The sequence below is a fragment of the Streptomyces synnematoformans genome (assembly GCF_039531005.1).
Classification (GTDB): Bacteria; Actinomycetota; Actinomycetes; order Streptomycetales; family Streptomycetaceae; genus Streptomyces; species Streptomyces synnematoformans.
Map to the genome: position 1 here is coordinate 1 of NZ_BAAAPF010000135.1, position 17,783 is coordinate 17,783.

Here is a 17,783-nt window from a genome sequence, read left to right on the forward strand (position 1 = left end):
CCGGGGGCGCCGGGGGCGCCGGGGGCGCCGGGCCCGCCCTGGGCGCGGGGGTAGCGGCCCGGGCGGGGCGGGGGCGGGGCGCCCGCGCCGGAGGGCGCGGCGCCGGGGGCGCCCGGGGACCCCGGCGCGCCGGGCTGGCTCCCCGCGCCGGGCGGCGGCGGGTACGGGCCGTCCGGCGGCTCCGGGAGCTGCGACGACAGGACCGTCTCCGGCAGCGGCACGGAAGCCGCGTCGTCGTCGCCGCGGGAGTTGGTGTCGTTCCAGGGCGTCGGCGCCGCCGCCGCGGGCGCGGTCGGGTCCACCCGCGGACCCACCGAACCGGACGCCCCCGACGCACCCGCGCCCCCCGCCGCGTACGGCGAACCGGAGCCGCCCGGCGCCGACGGCGTACCGGAGGCGGCCGCGCCCGACGACCCGCCGGAGCCCTCCGGCCCGTACGGCGCACCCGCACCACCCGGCGCCGACGACCAGCCGCCGTCCGCGGACCCCGGACCACCCGGCGCGCCCGGACCGCCCGACGGCGCCGCGTGCCGGCCCCCGCCCCCCGAGGCACCCGGCCCGCGCCGCGGAATACCGATCTGGTCCGCCGCCTCCTGCAGCCACTCCGGCGGCGTCAGCAGGAACGACGTCGCCCCCAGATCCACCCGCTCACCCGGCTGCGCCTCCCGCGGCGCCGCCGCCTCCGCGCCGCCGTACTCCTCCTCGTAGCGCCGGATCACCTCGCCGACCGGCAGCGCCGGCCACAGCGTCGTGTCGCCCGAGTCGCGGGCGATGACCAGCCGCGCCCCCGAGCCCTCCGGCACCGCCCCGGCCGGGATCTCGGCCCAGGCCACGAAGCCCAGCTCGAACTCCCGCACCTTGACCTCGCGCCGCCGCTGCTCCGGCACCCCGCCGTTGATCCACGAGTCGGCGCGTTCCTGCGCCTGTGCGAAGGTGACCATCACCGTCTCACCCCTCCACCGGCACGGCGCGCGCGAAGCCGCCGTCCACCATCAGATTCGCCACGGTCTCCAGCTCCGGCGGGCCGCCGACCAGCCGGTCCAGGAAGGCGTCGAAGTCCTCCCCGCAGAACAGCAGCAGCCGCTCCACCCGCTCCTCGACCGACCAGCCCGCATCGCCCTGGTCCCGTGCGTCGTCATACGGGCAGAACCACACGCTGCCGCGCCGGCGGCCCCTCGTCTGCAGCGCCAGCACCCCGCCCTGCAGGAACGCGACACCGAGATAGTCCTTCGTCAGATGGTCGCGCAGGCACTTGTTGACGTAGACCAGATCGTTGACGGCCGCCTCGTCCCGCACCGTGAAGAACGGCTGGTCGACCAGCAGCCCCAGCTCCGGGTCCAGCGCCGCGCCGACCGGCGCGCAGCCGCCCGCCGCCTTCAGGAAGTCGCGGTACGCGCCCGGCAGCCGGTAACCGAGATCCGCCTCGACGCCGGCGACCTGCTCCTCCGTGACCGCGGCACCGTCCCGCGGCAGCGTGAAGTGCACCGGCCGGGTCTCCTGCAGCGGGCGCGTGCCCCGCTTCTCCTGGTCGACGGCCGCGGTGGCCAGCCCCCCGTGGTGCCGCAGCAGCGCCTTCACGTCGGCCGGCACGAGCTCCATGCGCCGCGTCCCGGCGACGTGGTGCCACGTCCAGCCGTGCGGCGTCGCCGAAGGCGGCAGCGTGGACCACAACTCGTGGCCCTGCGCGCGCAGCGCCGCGTTCGCCGACACGTAGTCCGTCAGCCGCAGCTCGTCGATGCCGAAACCCTCCGGAGGCTCGGCGATCTCCGCCGCCGCGCGCGCGTACGGCGAGAAGTCCGGATAACCGGCGGCGTCGACCCGGACGCCGCGGGGGTGTCTGGCAGCCCGGACGGGGTCCGGGAAGTTCACGACCTGCCCGGCGTATGCCGCGTTGGGCGGTGCGGCGGTCGTTCCTCGCCGACCTGACGTCATCGCGTAAGCCCCCTGCCGTTGGTCTCCGTCAAAACACAGCCTATGGGGTGCCACGGCCGCCGGTCCCGCCCTGGTCAGACAGCGCCCCGGCAAGCGGCGTGATCTGCTCCGCAATGACGGACTTGCCCAGCGGCGGACCCGGCGCGGAGCAGGCGCACGCCGGTGCGGAAAGCGTCCCGGGTGTCGTGTCGTACGTATGTGGCAAGCTGGACGACGCGAGACAGCGGAGTTTCACGGGGGAGGCTCTTACCGCTATGCACGCACGCTCAGACACAGCTGATCCGCTCACCGGCGGCGGCCCGTACGGCGCTACGGGCGGCCCGTTCGGCGACACGGACACACCGTACGGACACCTGGAAACCGACATCGGGACGGGGACGGGCCCGGCGGCCGACCCCCGCACCGGCTGGCGCGACACGGCGCCCGGCGACGGCGCACCCCGCCTCGCCAGCAGACGCGACGGCGTCCTGCCGGCCGTCGGCGCCGCCCTCTCGGTCCGCGGCCAGACCCTCACCTGCACGGCCGGCCGCGCCGACCGCGGCCCCCTGCTCCACCCACTGGTCCAGGACTTCCTCGACACGCTCGCCAGCGGCCGCCGCGAGCGGTTCACCGGCCGCTGCCCCGAGGCCGTGCTGATCTCGCGGCACCTCGCCGCCGTCGAGGCCGCCCGCGGCAAACGGGCCGCGCGCAAGCCGCTCTCCGTGGGAGAAGCCCGCCGGGCCCTGAAGCACGCGAAGATCACCGCCCGGCACATCCGCGAGGACGGCGACCCGCTGCACGGGCGGTACGCGCCGCCCTGCCGCTCCTGCGCCGCCCTCCTCACCCACTTCGGCGTGCGCACCGTCGGCGACGCGCACGCCGAGGACTGAGCCGTGGTCCCCACGGACCCGCGCGACCTGGCCGCGCACCACACGCGCTTCCCCGTCGAGGTGGACAGCGCGCTGCGTGCGGCCGGCTGGGCGCCGGGCCGCTGGGACATAAGACAGGCCGAAAGCTGGGCCGACGCGCTCCGGGCACACGTGTCCCCCGGCGGACACGTGCACGCGGTGTTCCCCGCGGCGGTCGAGGCATGGGCCGAGTTCGGCGGCCTGCGCATCGTCGGCGACGGCCCCGGCCGCCAGCTGGGCCCCGCCGACCTGCACGTCGACCCGATACACGGCCTCCACCTGACCCGGACGCTCGCCGACCTGGGCCGCGCCCTGCAGACGGAGCTGTGCCCGCTCGGCGCGGAACTCGCCCCGGACGGCACCACGGCGCAGGCGGTGCTCGCGGTCGACGCCGACGGCCGCGGGTACGCGCTGGACCACACCGGGGACTGGTTCCTGGGCCGCAGCGTGGACGAAACGCTGGTGACGCTGGTGACGGGGCTGGAGCCGCGGCGGCTCACGGCGGAGGCGGCGGGGTAGGTCGCGGTAGCTGCGCGACGGCGGGGGCGCGGGGCCCGGCGCTACGCCCCGCTGGGGAGGACCGCGGACACGCGGAAGCCGCCGGCCTCCGTCGGACCCGAGACGAAGCCGCCGCCCAGGCCCGTCACGCGCTCACGCATGCCCACCAGGCCGTTCCCGCCGCTCGGCAGCCCGGCGCTCTGCGAGGCGCCGTCGGACGGCCCGTTGGTCACCAGCACCGCCACCTCCGCGAGCCGGTGCGCGAGCAGCACCCGGGTCTTGGCGCCCGGGGCGTGCTTGTGGACGTTGGTCAGCGCCTCCTGCACCACGCGGTAGACCGTCTGCTCCACCTCGGCGGCGTACGGGCCGGGGTCGCCCTCCTCCGCGAAGTCCACCGCCATGCCCGCGACGCGGGACTCGCCGACGAGCGACTCCAGGTCGCCCAGACCCGGCCCCGGGCCGGCACCGTCGGCGCCGCCCGCTCCCCCGCCGCGGTACGCGCCCCGCCCGGCCCCGCGCGCCCCGCCGCCGACCCCGGCACCGGCTTCCGCCCCGCCGCCGACCCGCACGTGGCCAGCACCCGCACCGGACCCGGCACCGGCATCCGACCCTGCGCCCGCACCAGCCCCGGCACCCGTACCGAACCCGGCCCCGGCATCCGTACCGGACTCCGCGCCCCCGCCCGTACCGCCGCCCGCCGACCCGCCGTTCGCCCCCGCACCGACCTCCGCGGGCCGCCGACCCGCCGCCCCGCCACCGTCCACGGCACCGCCGCCACCCGGCGCCCGGCCGGACCCGGACTCCGCCGCCGCCTCACCGGCGCCGGCCGACCCGGAGGAGGCCGCCTCCGCACCCGCCCCGGCGGACTCCGCAGACCCAGCAGACCCAGCAGACCCGTCTCCGCCCGCCGCGCCCCCGGCACGGGAAGCAGCCCCGCCCCCCGGCGGCGCCACCGACCCGGCCGGCATCCGCAGCACGCCCAGCATCTCCCGCAGCTCCGTCAGCGCCTGCCGCCCCATGTCCCCGACCAGCGCCGCATTCCGCGCCGCCTTCTCCGGATCGTTGAGCGCCACCCGCTCCAGCGCCGCCGCGTGCACCACCATCAGGCTCACCCGGTGCGCCACCACGTCGTGCATGTCCCGCGCGATCCGCGTCCGCTCCTCGCGCCGTGCCCACACGGCCCGCTCCTCCGCCCGCTCCGCGAGCAGCGACAGCTCCCGCTCCAGCCCGTCGGCCCGCTCCCGCAGGCTCTCCACGAGCCGGCGCCGCGCGCCCACGTACAGCCCGAGCAGCAGCGGCGGCAACGTCACGCCGACCGACATCAGCACGGCGACGAGCGCGGCCAGCGCCACCGGGGAGTCCCGGCCGTGGTCCTCGAAGGTCCGGTACATCTGCACGAACGTGACAATGGTCACGGCGGACACCGACATCCCGGCCAGCGCGCCGGTGATGCGCCGCGGGATGTCGGAGGCGGCCAGGGTGTAGAGGCCGACGATGTTCAGCAGGAAACCCATCTCCGCGGGCGTGACCGCGATCGCCACCAGCACGGGGACGATCGGCCACCGCCGCCGCAGCACCAGCGCGCTGCCCGCGACGACCCCCAGCACGATCACGAACCCCAGCGGCAGCCCGGTGTCCCGGGCGAACGGCACCCCCTGCGCCGCACACTCCCCGACCGACGCCACCGCCAGCCCCACGTCCAGCACCATCGACCGGCGCCGCCCCCACCACCAGAGCGGCCTCCGCCCCCCGGAGACCTCGCTCACGGCTTCCCCCGACGTGGTCATACCAACCAGCGTAAGGGCGGTTAGCGCACGGACAGGCGTCGGGTTCGTCAGCACGCAACGGATTCGAACGCACACGAAACCGCGCGATAAGCTCTGAACTGTCGAATCGACCGCATATTCGCGGACGCGCCGGGCCCGCCCGGGGGTTCGCGTTCCGCAAGGCGCGGGCCTCCGCCGTCGCATTGATGGGTGGCGGTACGGCATAGTGGTGGCCGCAACCCGCCTCGGTCGCCGAATCGGACATCGGGGACGAACTATCCCGGGTCGTCTAATGGCAGGACAAATGGTTTTGGTCCATTGAATGAGGGTTCGATTCCTTCCCCGGGAGCTTCGACGCGCAACTCCCCCTGGGCTCCGGCGGTCGCCGGGGCCCGTTTGCGTTACCCCCGCGTACCCCCTCGGTATCCTGCCGGTATCCCCGATTCCGCCTGCGTAAGGACCTCACGTGACCGCGAACCGCCCCGCAGCCGTCGTCGTACTCGCCGCGGGCGAGGGCACCCGGATGAAGTCCGCGACCCCCAAGGTCCTGCACCGCATCTGTGGTCGCTCCCTCGTCGGGCACGTCGTCGCCGCCGCCGGTGAGCTGGGCCCCGAGCACCTCGTCGTGGTCGTCGGGCACGGCCGCGAGGCCGTCACCGCGCATCTGGGCGAGGTCGCCCCGCGGGCGCGTGCCGTCGTGCAGCGGGAGCAGAACGGCACCGGGCACGCCGTGCGGATCGCGCTGGAGGAGCTGGCCGGGGGCGGGGTGGAGCTGGACGGGACCGTGGTGGTGGTGTGCGGGGACACGCCGTTGCTGAGCGGGGAGACGCTGGCGCGGCTGGCGGGGGCGCACGCCGCCGACGGGAACGCCGTGACGGTGCTGACCGCCGAGGTGCCGGACGCGACCGGGTACGGGCGGATCGTCCGCGAGGGTGCGGCCGGGGCGGTGACGGGGATCGTGGAGCACAAGGACGCCTCCGCCGCGCAGCGGGAGATCCGGGAGATCAACTCCGGGGTGTTCGCGTTCGACGCGAAGCTGCTGGCGTCCGCGCTGACGCAGGTGCGGCGGGACAACAGCCAGGGCGAGGAGTATCTGACGGACGTGCTGGGGATCCTGCGTGCCGCGGGGCACCGGGTGGGGGCGTCGCCGGCCGCGGACCACCGCGAGATCCTGGGGATCAACAACCGTGTGCAGCTGGCCGAGGCGCGCCGGCTGCTCAACGACCGGCTGCTGCGGGACGCGATGCTGGCGGGGGTGACGGTGGTGGATCCGGCGTCGACGTGGTTCGACGTGACGGTGACGTGTGAGGCGGATGCGGTGGTGCATCCGCAGACGCAGTTGCAGGGGGCGACGCATCTGGGGACGGGTGCCGAGGTGGGGCCGGGGTGCACGTTGACGGACACGGCGGTGGGCGCGGGGGCGCGGGTGCTGAACGCGGTTGCGGAGGGGGCGGAGATCGGGCCGGAGGCGCGTGTGGGTCCGTACGCGTATCTGCGGCCGGGGACGCGGCTGGGCGTGGGGGCGAAGGCGGGCACGTACGTGGAGATGAAGAACGCGGATGTGGGTGCGGGTACGAAGGTGCCGCATCTGTCGTATGTGGGGGACGCGACGATCGGTGAGTTCACGAACATCGGTGCGGCGAGTGTGTTCGTCAACTACGACGGGTTGGCGAAGCACCACACGACGATCGGGAGTCATTGCCGTACGGGGGCGGACAACATGCTTGTTGCGCCGGTCACTATCGGGGACGGTTCTTATACGGCGGCGGGGTCGGTGATCACGAAGGATGTGCCGCCCGGTTCGCTGGCCGTGGCGCGGGGTCAGCAGCGCAATATCGAGGGCTGGGTGGCGCGTAAGCGGCCGGGGAGTGCGGCGGCGCGGGCGGCGGAGGCGGCGGGTCGTGAGGGGGGTGCGGGGGACGAGGCCGCCGGTCAGGCGGGGTGACACATGCGTAACGGGGCTCCTCGGGGGCGTACGGTGAGTAGGACACCCGACCGGCCGCCCGCCCGGCCGCCTGCCCCGACACCGAGGAGAACGTGCTGTGACCGGGATCAAGACGACCGGCCAGAAGAAGCTCATGCTCTTCACCGGCCGCGGCTACCCCCAGCTAGCCGAGGAGGTCGCGCACCAGCTCGGTGTGGGCCTCGTTCCGACCAAGGCGTTCGACTTCGCCAACGGCGAGATCTACGTCCGTTTCCAGGAGTCGGCGCGGGGGGCCGACTGTTTCGTGATGCAGAGCCACACGACGCCCATCAACCAGTGGATCATGGAGCAGATGATCATGGTGGATGCGCTGAAGCGGGCGTCGGCGCGGAGCATCACCGCGATCGTCCCGTTCTACGGTTATGCGCGGCAGGACAAGAAGCACCGGGGCCGGGAGCCGATTTCGGCGCGGCTGATCGCTGATCTGCTGAAGACGGCGGGGGCGGACCGGATTCTGACCGTGGATCTGCACACGGACCAGATCCAGGGCTTCTTCGACGGCCCGGTGGACCATCTGTTCGCGCTGCCGGTGCTGGCGGACTACGTGGCGTCGAAGACGGACCGGTCGAAGCTGACGGTGGTGTCGCCGGACGCGGGGCGGGTGCGGGTGGCGGACCGCTGGGGTGACCGGCTGGGTGCGCCGCTGGCGATCGTGCACAAGCGGCGGGACCCGGATGTGGCGCACCAGGTGACGGTGCACGAGGTCGTCGGGCACGTGGAGGGCCGGGTGTGCGTGCTGGTGGACGACATGGTGGACACCGGCGGCACGATCTGTGCGGCGGCGGACGCGCTGTTCGCGAACGGCGCGGAGGACGTGATCGTGGCGGCGACGCACGGGGTGCTGTCGGGGCCGGCGGGTGACCGGTTGAAGGGGTCGAAGGTCAGCGAGTTCATCTTCACCAACACGCTGCCGACGCCGAGTGAGCTGGACCTGGACAAGATCACGGTGCTGTCGATGGCGCCGGTGATCGCGCGGGCGGTGCGCGAGGTGTTCGAGGACGGGTCGGTGACCAGCCTTTTCGAGGAGCACGCGTAGCCGTGCCGGAGGCGGTCGGCGGCCCTCGACTTGGGGCGGCCTCCCGCCGCCGGGTAGACTCCCGGAGTTGCTCGGCGAGGGAGGCCGCTCCGGTTCGTCCGGTTCCGGTCGGTGCTCCGTTATCGACGCGCTCTTCGTAGCAGGCCGATTGCGGCCGGGTGACCGTCCCGTCAGCTTCACCTACTGCGAGGAGTGCAGTCATGGCCGAGTACAAGATCACCGCCGAGCCGCGGACCGAGACCGGCAAGGGTGCGGCCCGTCGGCTGCGCCGTCAGGACAAGGTTCCCGGTGTGGTGTACGGGCACGGCGGCGCCCCGCGGCACGTGGCGCTGCCGAGCTACGACCTGCTGATGGCGCTGAAGACGTCGAACGTACTGATCAGCCTTGAGGTGGACGGCAAGTCGGAGCTGGTCATCCCGAAGGACGTGCAGCGCGACATCCTGCGGAGCGGTGTGCTGACGCACGTCGACCTGCTGGTGGTGAAGCGGGGCGAGAAGGTCTCGGTCGAGATCCCGATCCAGGTGGAGGGCGACCTGGCGCCGGGCGGGAACCTGCTGGAGCACACGCTGCACGCGCTGCCGGTGGAGGCCGAGGCGACGCACATCCCGGAGTCGGTGACGGTCAGCGTCGAGGGCCTGGAGGAGGGCGCGACGGTGACGGCGAAGGACGTCAAGCTGCCGGCGGGGGTGACGCTCGCGGTGGCCGAGGACGACCCGGTGCTGCACGTCGTCGCGTCGCAGGCGGCGGAGGAGCCGGAGGCCGCGGAGGGCGAGGCCGCCGAGGGCGAGGCCCGCGTGGGCGCGTCCGAGGAGTGAGCACGGCGGGCCGGGACCGGCCGCCGGCGGGGGTGCCCCGGCCGGCGCCGGTTCCGGCCCGGCGGCGCCGCCGGCGCCGCCGTCTGTCCGCGGCCGGTCCGCCGGTGACGAGCACGCTTCCAGGGAGAGCCAGCAGATGTCGGACGCAGCGCAGCCGTGGCTCGTCGTGGGCCTGGGCAATCCGGGCCCGGGGTATGCGGGCAACCGGCACAACGTGGGGTTCATGGTCGCCGATCTGCTCGCGGGGCGCGCCGGCGGCCGGTTCAAGGCGCACAAGTCGCGTGCGCAGGTCGTGGAGGCGCGGCTGGGGCCGCCGGGGCCGCTGAGCCGCCGGATCGTGCTGGCGAAGCCGATGTCGTACATGAACCTGTCCGGCGGCCAGGTCTCGGCGCTCGCGGGCTTCTACAAGGTTGCGCTCGACCGGCTGGTCGTCGTCCACGACGAGCTGGATCTGGACTACGGCACGCTGCGGCTGAAGCTCGGCGGGGGCGACAACGGGCACAACGGGCTGAAGTCGCTGTCGAAGTCGGTCGGGCGCGACTATCTGCGGGTGCGGTTCGGTGTGGGCCGGCCGCCGGGGCGGATGGAGGTGGCGGACTACGTGCTGAAGGACTTCTCCGCCGCGGAGCGCAAGGACCTCGACTACTTCGTGGACCGTGCGGCGGACGCCGTGGAAGCGCTGGTCACGGAGGGCCTGGAGCGGGCCCAGAACACGTACAACGGCTGACCCGCGGGTCTGTCACGAGACCGTGACAAAGACCTTTCCGCGCAGACTCCCCGAAACGGGATGAGCGGTACACGACATGCCTTGACCTGCAGGTCGCCGGAGACGGAAGCTGAGCTGCCCCCCGACTTCCCTCTGCACGCCATTCACTTACGAAGTTGGGTATCCCATGCGCACCATTGCCTCGGTGGGTGCGGTGGCCGCGGCCGCCGCCGCGTCCCTGCTGCTCTCCGCCCCGTCGGCCCTGGCGACGGACACGTACACCGTTGAACTGCGGCAGGAGCTGCCGCGCACGACGGCCACGACCTCCGGAGGCGTTCCGCAGGAGAAGGAGTGCCCGGGGGTTCCGCGGGACCAGGACGGGTGGCACTTCGTCCTGCCCGGCAACTCCTCCGAGTTCGTGAAGCTGACGGTGACCTTCGAGCCCGGCGGCGAGCAGGTGATCACCGAGTTCGGGCCGCCGTCCGGGAAGCACGCGAACGTCGCGTCCGCGCCGGGCGCGCAGCTCACCTCGGCGGTGGCCGAGGTGGAGGGCGGCAAGCTGGAGCTGTTCAACCTCTCGCACACCTGCCCGACCATGGAGAACCCGACCGAGAGCCCCTCGCCCTCCACCAGCATGCCGGCGACGGACACCCCGACGGACCAGGCTTCCGAGCCCGCGGGTGAGCCGAGCGAGGGCGGTGCGTCGGGCGGGTCCGACGCGGACGCGACGCCCAGCGCGTCGAGCGCGCCGGGCGCGCAGGGCGGGGGCGACGACTCGGACGGCCTGGCCGCGACCGGTGCTTCGGTGACCGGCGTGTCGGTCGTCGCGGCCGGTCTCCTGGGCCTGGGCGGCTACCTGGTGCTGCGCCGCCGCGGCCTGGGCCGCCAGTCCTGACGACGGCACCGCCGACCACGCGCGCGGCTCTCACCCCGGGGTGAGAGCCGCGCGCACGTGTCTGGGCCCGGCGCCGCAGCAACGCCGCCCCGCCACCCTGACCGGAGGTCAGCCCGTGTTGCGCAGGCCCGCCGCCACCCCGTTCACCGTCAACAACAACGCCCGCCCCAGCAACGGATCCGGCTCCTCCCCGCGCTCGGCGGCCTCCCGCTGCCGGCCCAACAGCGTCACCTGCAGGTACGAGATCGGGTCGAGGTACGCGTCGCGGATGCGGAACGTCTGCTGCAGCACCGGGTTGGCCTCCAGCAGCTCCGACTCCCCGGTGATGCGCAGCACCTCGCTGACCGTCAGCTCGTGCTCGGCCTCGATGGCGGCGAAGATGTGCTTCAGCTCGTCGGGGACGAGCGTGTCGACGTAGTGGCGGGCGATCCGCAGGTCGGTCTTCGCGAGCGTCATCTCGACGTTCGCGAGGAAGTTGCGGAAGAAGTGCCAGTGCTCGTACGCCTCGTCCACGACGGCGTCGAGCCCCGCCTCCCGGGCCGCACGCAGCCCGGAGCCGACGCCGAACCAGCCGGGCACGATCTGCCGGGACTGGGTCCAGCCGAAGACCCAGGGGATGGCGCGGAGCCCGTCGAGGCCGGCGCCGGTGTCGGGGCGGCGGGCGGGCCGGGAGCCGAGGTGCAGCTCGGCGAGCTGGTCGACGGGGGTCGAGGCGAAGAAGTAGGCGGGCAGGTCGGGGTCGTCGACGAGCCGGCGGTAGGCGGCGTGGGCGGCGTCGGAGACGACGTCCATGGCGGCGTCCCAGCGGGTGAGCGCCTCGACGGACTGCCGGGGCGCGGTGTGCAGGGCGGACGCCTGGAGGGTGGCGGCGACGGTCAGCTCCAGGTTCTCCCGGGCCAGGGACGGCACGAGGTACTTGTCGGAGATGACCTCGCCCTGCTCGGTGACCTTGATCTCGCCTTCGAGGGTGCCCCAGGGCTGGGCGAGGATCGCGTCGTGGGTGGGGCCGCCGCCGCGGCCGACGGTGCCGCCGCGGCCGTGGAAGAGGCGCAGCCGTACGCCGTGCCGGTGGGCGACGTCGCGGAGCCGGCGCTGGGCGCGGTGGATCTCCCACTGGGAGGTGGTGATGCCGCCGAACTTGGAGGAGTCGGAGTAGCCGAGCATGACCTCCTGGACGTCGCCGCGGAGGGAGACGATCCGCCGGTAGCAGGGGTCGGAGAGCATGGCGTCGAGCAGGTCGTCGGCGATCTTCAGCTCGTCGGTGGTCTCCAGCAGCGGCACGATGCCGATCTTCGCCCAGCCGGCGTGCAGGTCGATCAGTCCGGCCTCGCGGGCGAGGACGGCGGCGGCGAAGACGTCGTCGGCGCCCTGGCACATGGAGATGATGTACGACTCGATGACCTCGGGGCCGAAGGCGTCGATGGCCTTCTTGACGGTTTCGAAGACGCCGAGGGTCTTGGCGCCGGCGGCGTCGAGGGGCGCGGGGGTGGGCGCGAGGGGGCGGCGGGAGCGCAGCTCCTTGGCGAGCAGGCCGCGGCGGTAGTCGCGGGGCATGTCGAGGTAGCGCCAGGACTCCTCGCCGAGCCGGTCGAAGAGCTGGCCGAGGGCGTGGTGGTGGGCGTCGGCGTGTTCGCGTACGTCCATGGTGGCGAGCTGCAGGCCGAAGGCGGCGACGGTGCGGATGGTGCGTTCGAGGCGGCCGTCGGCGACGAGTGAGCCGCGGTGCTCGCGCAGCGAGGTCTGCACGAGGGTCAGCTCGTCGATGAGCTGCTGGGTGCCGAGGTAGTCGCGGCCGGGCACGTGGGCGCTGCCCTCGGCGAGGCGGCGGCGGGTGTTGAGGAGCTTCTGCCGGATGCAGGTGGCCTTGAGCCGGTACGGCTCCTCGGCGTTGAGCCGCTTGTAGCGGGGGCTGATCTCGGGGAGCAGCTCCAGGTCCCGGCGGACGGATTCCAGCAGCTCGTCGGTGGCACCGCCGTTGCGGATGGAGTTGGACAGGGCGGAGCGCAGGTCGTCGACGTGGCCGATGGCCTCGGTGATGCCGTGCTCGTGCTGCAGCAGGAGCACGTCCCAGGTGACCTGGGGGGTGACGTTGGGGTTGCCGTCGCGGTCGCCGCCGATCCAGGTGCCGAAGGTCAGCGGGCGGGTGCCGGGCGGCAGTACGGCGGCCTGGTCGAGGCCGACGCGCTCCAGTTCCGCGGCGAGGTCTTCGAGGACGTCGCCGACGGCGCCGCGGTTCAGCTCGTCGAGGTAGTAGATGGCGTTGCGGGCCTCGTCGGCGGGCTCGGGGCGGACGACGCGCAGCTCGTCGGTCTGCCAGATGAGGTCGATGTCCTCGGCGAGCCGGCGGTCGCAGCGGCGGCGGTCGGCCGTGGAGGTGCCGGCGTCGGCTTCGAGGAGCCGGGCGACGTCGCGCAGCTTGGTGAGGACGGAGCGGCGCGCGGCCTCGGTGGGGTGGGCGGTGAAGACGGGGCGTACGCCGAGGCTGGCGATGGTCTCGCGCAGGTGTGCGGGGTCGGCGTCCTTGAGCATGTCGGCCGTACGGGCCAGGCTGCCGCCCTCGGCGGCGCGGCGAGTGCGGAACTCGCGGCCGCGGTGCACCTGCTCGGTGACGTTGGCGAGGTGGAAGTAGGTGGAGAAGGCGCGGACGAGCCGGGCGGCGGTCTCCAGGTCGACGGTGCGCAGCAGCGCGGCGGCGGCGTCGCCGTCGGTGCGGGTGAGGGCGCGGACGCGCTCGACGAGCTCCAGCAGCTCGGACCCGTCCTGCCGGACGAGGGTCTCGCCGAGCAGGTCGCCGAGGCGGCGGATGTCGGCGCGCAGCTCGGCGTTGCCGGCGGCCGCGGCGCCCGGGTCGGGGCCCGCGGCTCCGGCGGGGCGGGGCGCGTGGGTGTCGGCACTGGTCACTGGTGCGGCTCCTTGGCGTGCGGCGCTGGTGGTTCCACCCGCGCGCGCTGCGGTGCGCGGCGGGCTGAGGTGCGGACCGCGCTGTCCGACGACCCCAGACTAGTCGGCCCCCTTCGTTGCCCGGGTGGGCGAAGCCGCCCGGGTTGCGGCATGGGAGCGGGCGTCTGCGGGCACTCAAGAGATGTTCCTTCCACACGGGCGCGTTTGTACGCCTGTGGGGAACGTGCCTCTTTCAGCCCGCAACTGAGGCATGCCATACTTACGCCAACGTAGGTTACGGGACCGTAGCCTCAGCTTCGTATGCCGCAGTCCATGTTCCTCGTTCCTCAGTCCATGTTCCCCAGCCTCCGAGGGATGCCCATGCCGTCTCCGTCCGATGTGATCGACGAGCAGCCACGCTCGGCCACGGTCACCGCCGAGTCCGCGACGCTCGGCGGTGAGAACAAGAGGTCGGTCGAGCAGATCACGCTGCTGGCCTTCATCGTGCTGCCGTTCGTCGCACTGGTTGCGGCGGTCCCGCTGGCCTGGGGCTGGGGGGTGAGCTGGCTCGACCTCGGACTGATGGTGGTCATGTACTTCGTCGGCCTGCACGGGGTGACCGTCGGGTTCCACCGGTACTTCACGCACGGCTCGTTCAAGGCGAAGAAGCCGCTGCGGGTGGCGCTGGCGATCGCCGGGTCGATGGCGGTCGAGGGCCCGATCGTGCGCTGGGTGGCGGACCACCGCAGGCACCACAAGTTCTCCGACGCCGAGGGCGACCCGCACTCCCCCTGGCGGTTCGGCGACACGGTCCCGGCGCTGATGAAGGGCCTGTGGTGGGCGCACATCGGCTGGATGTTCGACGAGGAGCAGACGCCGCAGGAGAAGTACGCACCCGATCTGATCAAGGACACGGCGATCCGCCGGGTGTCGCGTCAGTTCGTGCTGTGGACGACGGTGTCGCTGCTGCTCCCGCCGCTGATCGGCGGCCTGGTCACCTGGTCGTGGCAGGGTGCGCTGTCGGCGTTCTTCTGGGCGTCGCTGGTGCGGGTGGCGCTGCTGCACCACGTCACGTGGTCGATCAACTCGATCTGCCACGCGGTCGGCAAGCGCCCGTTCCGCTCCCGGGACCGCTCGGGGAACGTGTGGTGGCTGGCGGTCCTGTCCGGCGGCGAGTCCTGGCACAACCTGCACCATGCGGACCCGACCTGCGCCCGGCACGGCGTGATGAAGGGCCAGATCGACTCCAGCGCGCGGATCATCCGCTGGTTCGAGAAGCTCGGCTGGGCGTACGACGTGCGCTGGCCGTCCCGGTCCCGTATCGAGGCGAAGCGCGCCAAGGACGGCGACGCCGGGCGGGGCGGCCCGGGCAGGGATGCGGGCAAGGATGCCGCCGCCGGGGCGGCCCGCCGTGAGGGGGCCGCCGCCGACGCGGCATGATGGGAGCCGTGGCTACCGGCGGTAAGAGCAGCGCGGTCAACAGCGGTGACGGCGGCGAGGGGAAGCCGCCGCGCCGTACCCGGCGGCGGATGACGGGCAAGGAGCGCCGCGAGCAGCTCGTCGACGTGGGCCGCACGCTGTTCGCGGCGCGCGGCTTCGAGGCGACGTCGGTGGAGGAGATCGCGTCGAAGGCGGGCGTGTCCAAGCCGGTGGTGTACGAGCACTTCGGCGGCAAGGAGGGGCTGTACGCGGTCGTCGTCGACCGGGAGATGCGCCAGCTCCTCGACATGGTGGCGAGCGCGCTGACGGCGGGCCATCCGCGGGAGCTGCTGGAGCAGGCGGCGTTCGCGCTGCTGGACTACATCGACGAGTACACCGACGGCTTCCGCATCATGGTCCGGGACTCCCCGGTGGCCCAGTCGCACGGCTCGTTCGCCTCGCTGATCAGCGACATCGCCACCCAGGTGGAGGACATCCTGGGGCTGGAGTTCAAGTCCCGGGGCTTCGATCCGAAGCTGGCGCCGCTGTACGCGCAGGCGCTGGTGGGGATGGTGGCGCTGACGGGGCAGTGGTGGCTGGACGTGCGCAAGCCGAAGAAGGCGGAGGTCGCGGCGCATCTGGTGAACCTGGCCTGGCACGGCCTGGGCGACCTGGAGGCGAAGCCGCGGCTGATAGGCCACCGGCGGGCGTAGCGCGGGCGCCAGGGTGGGGGCGGGCGTGCTCAGCGCCGGGTGATGTCGTCGCCGATGACGAGGCCCTTGGCCGGTCCCTCCGGGACGACGGCGTCGGTGCCGTACGGCACCCGGTGCTCCTCCGCGTAGCCGCCCTTGCCCGGCTTGGGGTCGCTGAGCACGGCGACAGTGCCCTCATCGTCGAAGTCGTCGACGATCACGTAGACGGGGACGCCGGCCTGGGCGTAGGCGCGGCGCTTGCGCACGCGGTCCCGGTCGAGGTTCCGCCGGCCGGGGGACGTCACCTCCACGACCAGGGCGACACCGGCGGCGTCGACGCCGAGGTCGTCCTCGTCGGGGATCTCGTCGAGGTCGGCGGGGGCGACGAAGAGATCCGGCAGGAGGACCGTCCGGCGGTGGATGACGTTGCCGTCCTGGTAGGCGGCGTGGTCGCCGTCGGCGAGGTGCGCCTCCAGCGCGCGGCGCAGCCGGTTGATGAGAATGCCATGACGGCGGCGGCCTGTGGGTGACACCTCGACGGACTCGTCGATGATCTCCGCCCGGTAGCCCTCCGGAAGCTCCATGGCCTTCCACACGTCCCACAGGACCTCGTCGAGGCCGGGACCCGGCTCGGGCTCCTCCTCGGGAGCGGCGGGCGGGACCTCATGGGCGAGAGCGGTCATCGTGAAGCACCTCCTTCTCCGGTGTGTGGACGTGGGCGTGTGTGGACGTGGGCGTCGCAGCGGCACAAGCGACGACGTCACGCTAGCGGCGATCTCACCGCCGGAGTGCGGCTCATCAGATCATCACCCGGAAGGATGGACGCCGTCCCCGATCACGGGGTGACTCCCAGTGCGAAGATGCGGCGGAACGGGAACGGGGTGCCGTGCGGGCCCGGGGGGTACGCGGTGCGCAGGAGGGCCGCGTAGGCGGTGACGAAGGCGTCGGTCTCGTCGCCGAGGGCGTCGAGGACGGGGCGCAGGCCGGTGCCGGTGACCCAGTCCAGCACCGGGTCGGGGCCGTGCAGCAGGTGGGTGTACGTGGTCTCCCAGGCGTCGGCGGTGCAGCCGAGGTCGTAGAGCAGCTCCAGATACGCGACGGGCTGCAGCACCGGCTGGTCGCGCAGGACGCCCCGCAGCCGCTCCCGCCAGCGGGGGTCGCGGGTGAGCTGCCGCATCAGGGCGTGGCTGGGCGCGTCGAAGTTGCCGGGGACCTGGAAGGCGAAGGTGCCGCCGGGGGCGAGGCCGGCGAGCCAGCGGGGGAAGTGCTCCCAGTGGTCGGGCACCCACTGCAGGACGGCGTTGCCGAGGATCAGGTCGTACGTCCCGGGCTCCGGCGTCCAGTCGGCGAGGTCGGCGCGGGCGAAGTCGATCCGGCCCCCGCCGGGGGTGGGCCCGGCGTGCGCGGCGGCGGCGCGGAGCATGCTGGGCGAGCTGTCGTATCCGGTGACGTGGGCGGTGGGCCAGCGGGCGGCGAGCAGCGCGGTGCCGTTGCCCGTGCCGCAGCCGATGTCGGCGATCCGGGCGGGGCTGCGCGGCGGCTCCCCGACGCGGGCGAGGAGGTCGATGAGAGGGCGGGTGCGGGGCCCCTCGTGGCGCAGGTACTGCTGCGGGTCCCAGGAGGGTGAGGTCATGGGACCAGCGTTCCGCCAATATATCTCGATGTCAAGAGACTTCATGTCGACAGACCCACTACACTGATCGCATGCAGGACGAGGTGGACCGGCTGGTCGCGGCGTGGCGCCGGGAGCGCCCCGACCTCGACGTGGAGCCGCTGGAGGTGCTGAGCCGGGTGAGCCGGCTGGCCCGCCACCTCGACCGGGCGCGCCGGCTGGCCTTCGCCGAACACGGCCTGGAGGGCTGGGAGTTCGACGTCCTGACCGCGCTGCGCCGCGCCGGCGAGCCGTACCAGCTCTCCCCCGGCCAGCTCCTGACCCAGACCCTGGTGACGTCCGGCACCATGACCAACCGCATCGACCGGCTGGCGAAGAAGGACCTCGTCGAGCGGCTGCCGGACCCCAGCGACCGGCGCGGGGTGCTCGTCCGCCTCACCGCGGAGGGCCGGGAACGCGCCGACGCGGCGCTGGCGGCGCTGCTGGCGCAGGAGCGGGCGATCCTCGCGGAGCTGCCGGCGGAGCAGCGCCGGGAGCTGGCGGCGCTGCTGCGCCGGCTGACGGCGCCGTTCGACAACGTCCCGTAACGCCCTGCGGGCGGCACGGCGGCACCCGCCCGGCTGGCCGACGGCGCGCGGGCGGCGCGGCACGCGCCGGGAGT

General features: G+C 73.6%; 15 protein-coding genes, 1 tRNA gene and 1 pseudogene. 11 read left to right on the top strand and 6 right to left on the bottom strand.

Features of this window, described 5'->3' with window-relative positions; translation table 11 throughout:
* Positions 1–941 (bottom strand): annotated as a pseudogene (locus tag ABD317_RS19900) (SUKH-4 family immunity protein); the annotation flags it as partial.
* A gap of 7 nt (positions 942–948) precedes the next feature.
* Positions 949–1,932, bottom strand: coding sequence for an HNH endonuclease (locus tag ABD317_RS19905; protein ID WP_344291300.1), 984 nt, complete (start codon positions 1,930–1,932; stop codon positions 949–951).
* A 365-nt stretch (positions 1,933–2,297) separates the two neighbouring features.
* Here ABD317_RS19905 and ABD317_RS19910 point away from each other — a divergent pair, with 365 nt between their 5' ends.
* Both ABD317_RS19910 and ABD317_RS19915 read left to right on the top strand, forming a co-directional pair.
* Positions 2,298–2,801: a YwqJ-related putative deaminase gene (locus ABD317_RS19910; RefSeq protein WP_344291311.1), complete on the top strand. Its 504-nt coding sequence runs from the start codon at positions 2,298–2,300 to the stop codon at positions 2,799–2,801.
* Positions 2,802–2,804: 3 nt separating this feature from the next.
* Entirely contained in the window at positions 2,805–3,338 is a 534-nt protein-coding gene (locus ABD317_RS19915) for an SUKH-3 domain-containing protein (protein ID WP_344291301.1), read from the top strand.
* Between the two features lie 41 nt (positions 3,339–3,379).
* Here ABD317_RS19915 and ABD317_RS19920 read toward each other — a convergent pair whose 3' ends face one another.
* Positions 3,380–5,104 carry a sensor histidine kinase gene (locus tag ABD317_RS19920; protein ID WP_344291302.1) on the bottom strand — a complete coding sequence of 575 codons (1,725 nt, stop codon included), beginning with the start codon at positions 5,102–5,104 and terminating at the stop codon, positions 3,380–3,382.
* A 257-nt stretch (positions 5,105–5,361) separates the two neighbouring features.
* On the opposite strand from ABD317_RS19920, the gene ABD317_RS19925 reads away from it, so the two are divergent.
* The 6 genes from ABD317_RS19925 (at position 5,362) to ABD317_RS19950 (ending at position 10,519) form a co-directional block, all read left to right on the top strand.
* A tRNA-Gln gene (locus ABD317_RS19925) sits at positions 5,362–5,432 on the top strand.
* Positions 5,433–5,549: 117 nt separating this feature from the next.
* The gene (gene glmU, locus ABD317_RS19930) at positions 5,550–7,028 is read left to right on the top strand and encodes a bifunctional UDP-N-acetylglucosamine diphosphorylase/glucosamine-1-phosphate N-acetyltransferase GlmU (protein WP_344291303.1); all 1,479 of its coding nucleotides are present in this window, start codon (positions 5,550–5,552) and stop codon (positions 7,026–7,028) included.
* 97 nt (positions 7,029–7,125) lie between these two features.
* Positions 7,126–8,103 (top strand): ribose-phosphate diphosphokinase, encoded by a 978-nt coding sequence (locus ABD317_RS19935; RefSeq protein ID WP_027754570.1) that lies wholly within the window; start codon positions 7,126–7,128, stop codon positions 8,101–8,103.
* Between the two features lie 200 nt (positions 8,104–8,303).
* The gene (locus ABD317_RS19940; protein WP_037782430.1) at positions 8,304–8,918 is read left to right on the top strand and encodes a 50S ribosomal protein L25/general stress protein Ctc; all 615 of its coding nucleotides are present in this window, start codon (positions 8,304–8,306) and stop codon (positions 8,916–8,918) included.
* Between the two features lie 136 nt (positions 8,919–9,054).
* The gene (gene pth, locus ABD317_RS19945) at positions 9,055–9,645 is read left to right on the top strand and encodes an aminoacyl-tRNA hydrolase (protein WP_344291304.1); all 591 of its coding nucleotides are present in this window, start codon (positions 9,055–9,057) and stop codon (positions 9,643–9,645) included.
* Between the two features lie 166 nt (positions 9,646–9,811).
* Positions 9,812–10,519 carry an LPXTG cell wall anchor domain-containing protein gene (locus tag ABD317_RS19950; protein WP_344291306.1) on the top strand — a complete coding sequence of 236 codons (708 nt, stop codon included), beginning with the start codon at positions 9,812–9,814 and terminating at the stop codon, positions 10,517–10,519.
* 108 nt (positions 10,520–10,627) lie between these two features.
* Here ABD317_RS19950 and ppc read toward each other — a convergent pair whose 3' ends face one another.
* Positions 10,628–13,420: a phosphoenolpyruvate carboxylase gene (gene ppc, locus ABD317_RS19955; protein WP_344291307.1), complete on the bottom strand. Its 2,793-nt coding sequence runs from the start codon at positions 13,418–13,420 to the stop codon at positions 10,628–10,630.
* A 360-nt stretch (positions 13,421–13,780) separates the two neighbouring features.
* On the opposite strand from ppc, the gene ABD317_RS19960 reads away from it, so the two are divergent.
* Positions 13,781–14,839: an acyl-CoA desaturase gene (locus ABD317_RS19960; RefSeq protein ID WP_344291308.1), complete on the top strand. Its 1,059-nt coding sequence runs from the start codon at positions 13,781–13,783 to the stop codon at positions 14,837–14,839.
* A complete protein-coding gene (locus ABD317_RS19965) occupies positions 14,839–15,531 on the top strand; it encodes a TetR family transcriptional regulator (RefSeq protein ID WP_344291312.1) in 693 nt (230 codons plus the stop codon). Before ABD317_RS19960 ends, ABD317_RS19965 begins: the two co-directional genes overlap by 1 nt.
* Before the next feature lie 29 nt (positions 15,532–15,560).
* Here the strand turns inward: ABD317_RS19965 and ABD317_RS19970 are convergent, their stop codons facing one another.
* Both ABD317_RS19970 and ABD317_RS19975 read right to left on the bottom strand, forming a co-directional pair.
* Positions 15,561–16,193 (bottom strand): Uma2 family endonuclease, encoded by a 633-nt coding sequence (locus ABD317_RS19970; RefSeq protein WP_344291309.1) that lies wholly within the window; start codon positions 16,191–16,193, stop codon positions 15,561–15,563.
* Positions 16,194–16,345: 152 nt separating this feature from the next.
* Positions 16,346–17,143, bottom strand: a complete 798-nt coding sequence (locus tag ABD317_RS19975) for a trans-aconitate 2-methyltransferase (RefSeq protein ID WP_344291310.1) — start codon at positions 17,141–17,143, stop codon at positions 16,346–16,348.
* A gap of 71 nt (positions 17,144–17,214) precedes the next feature.
* Between ABD317_RS19975 and ABD317_RS19980 the strand changes: the two genes are divergently transcribed.
* Positions 17,215–17,709: a MarR family transcriptional regulator gene (locus ABD317_RS19980; RefSeq protein ID WP_027754578.1), complete on the top strand. Its 495-nt coding sequence runs from the start codon at positions 17,215–17,217 to the stop codon at positions 17,707–17,709.
* Positions 17,710–17,783: the final 74 nt, after the last annotated feature.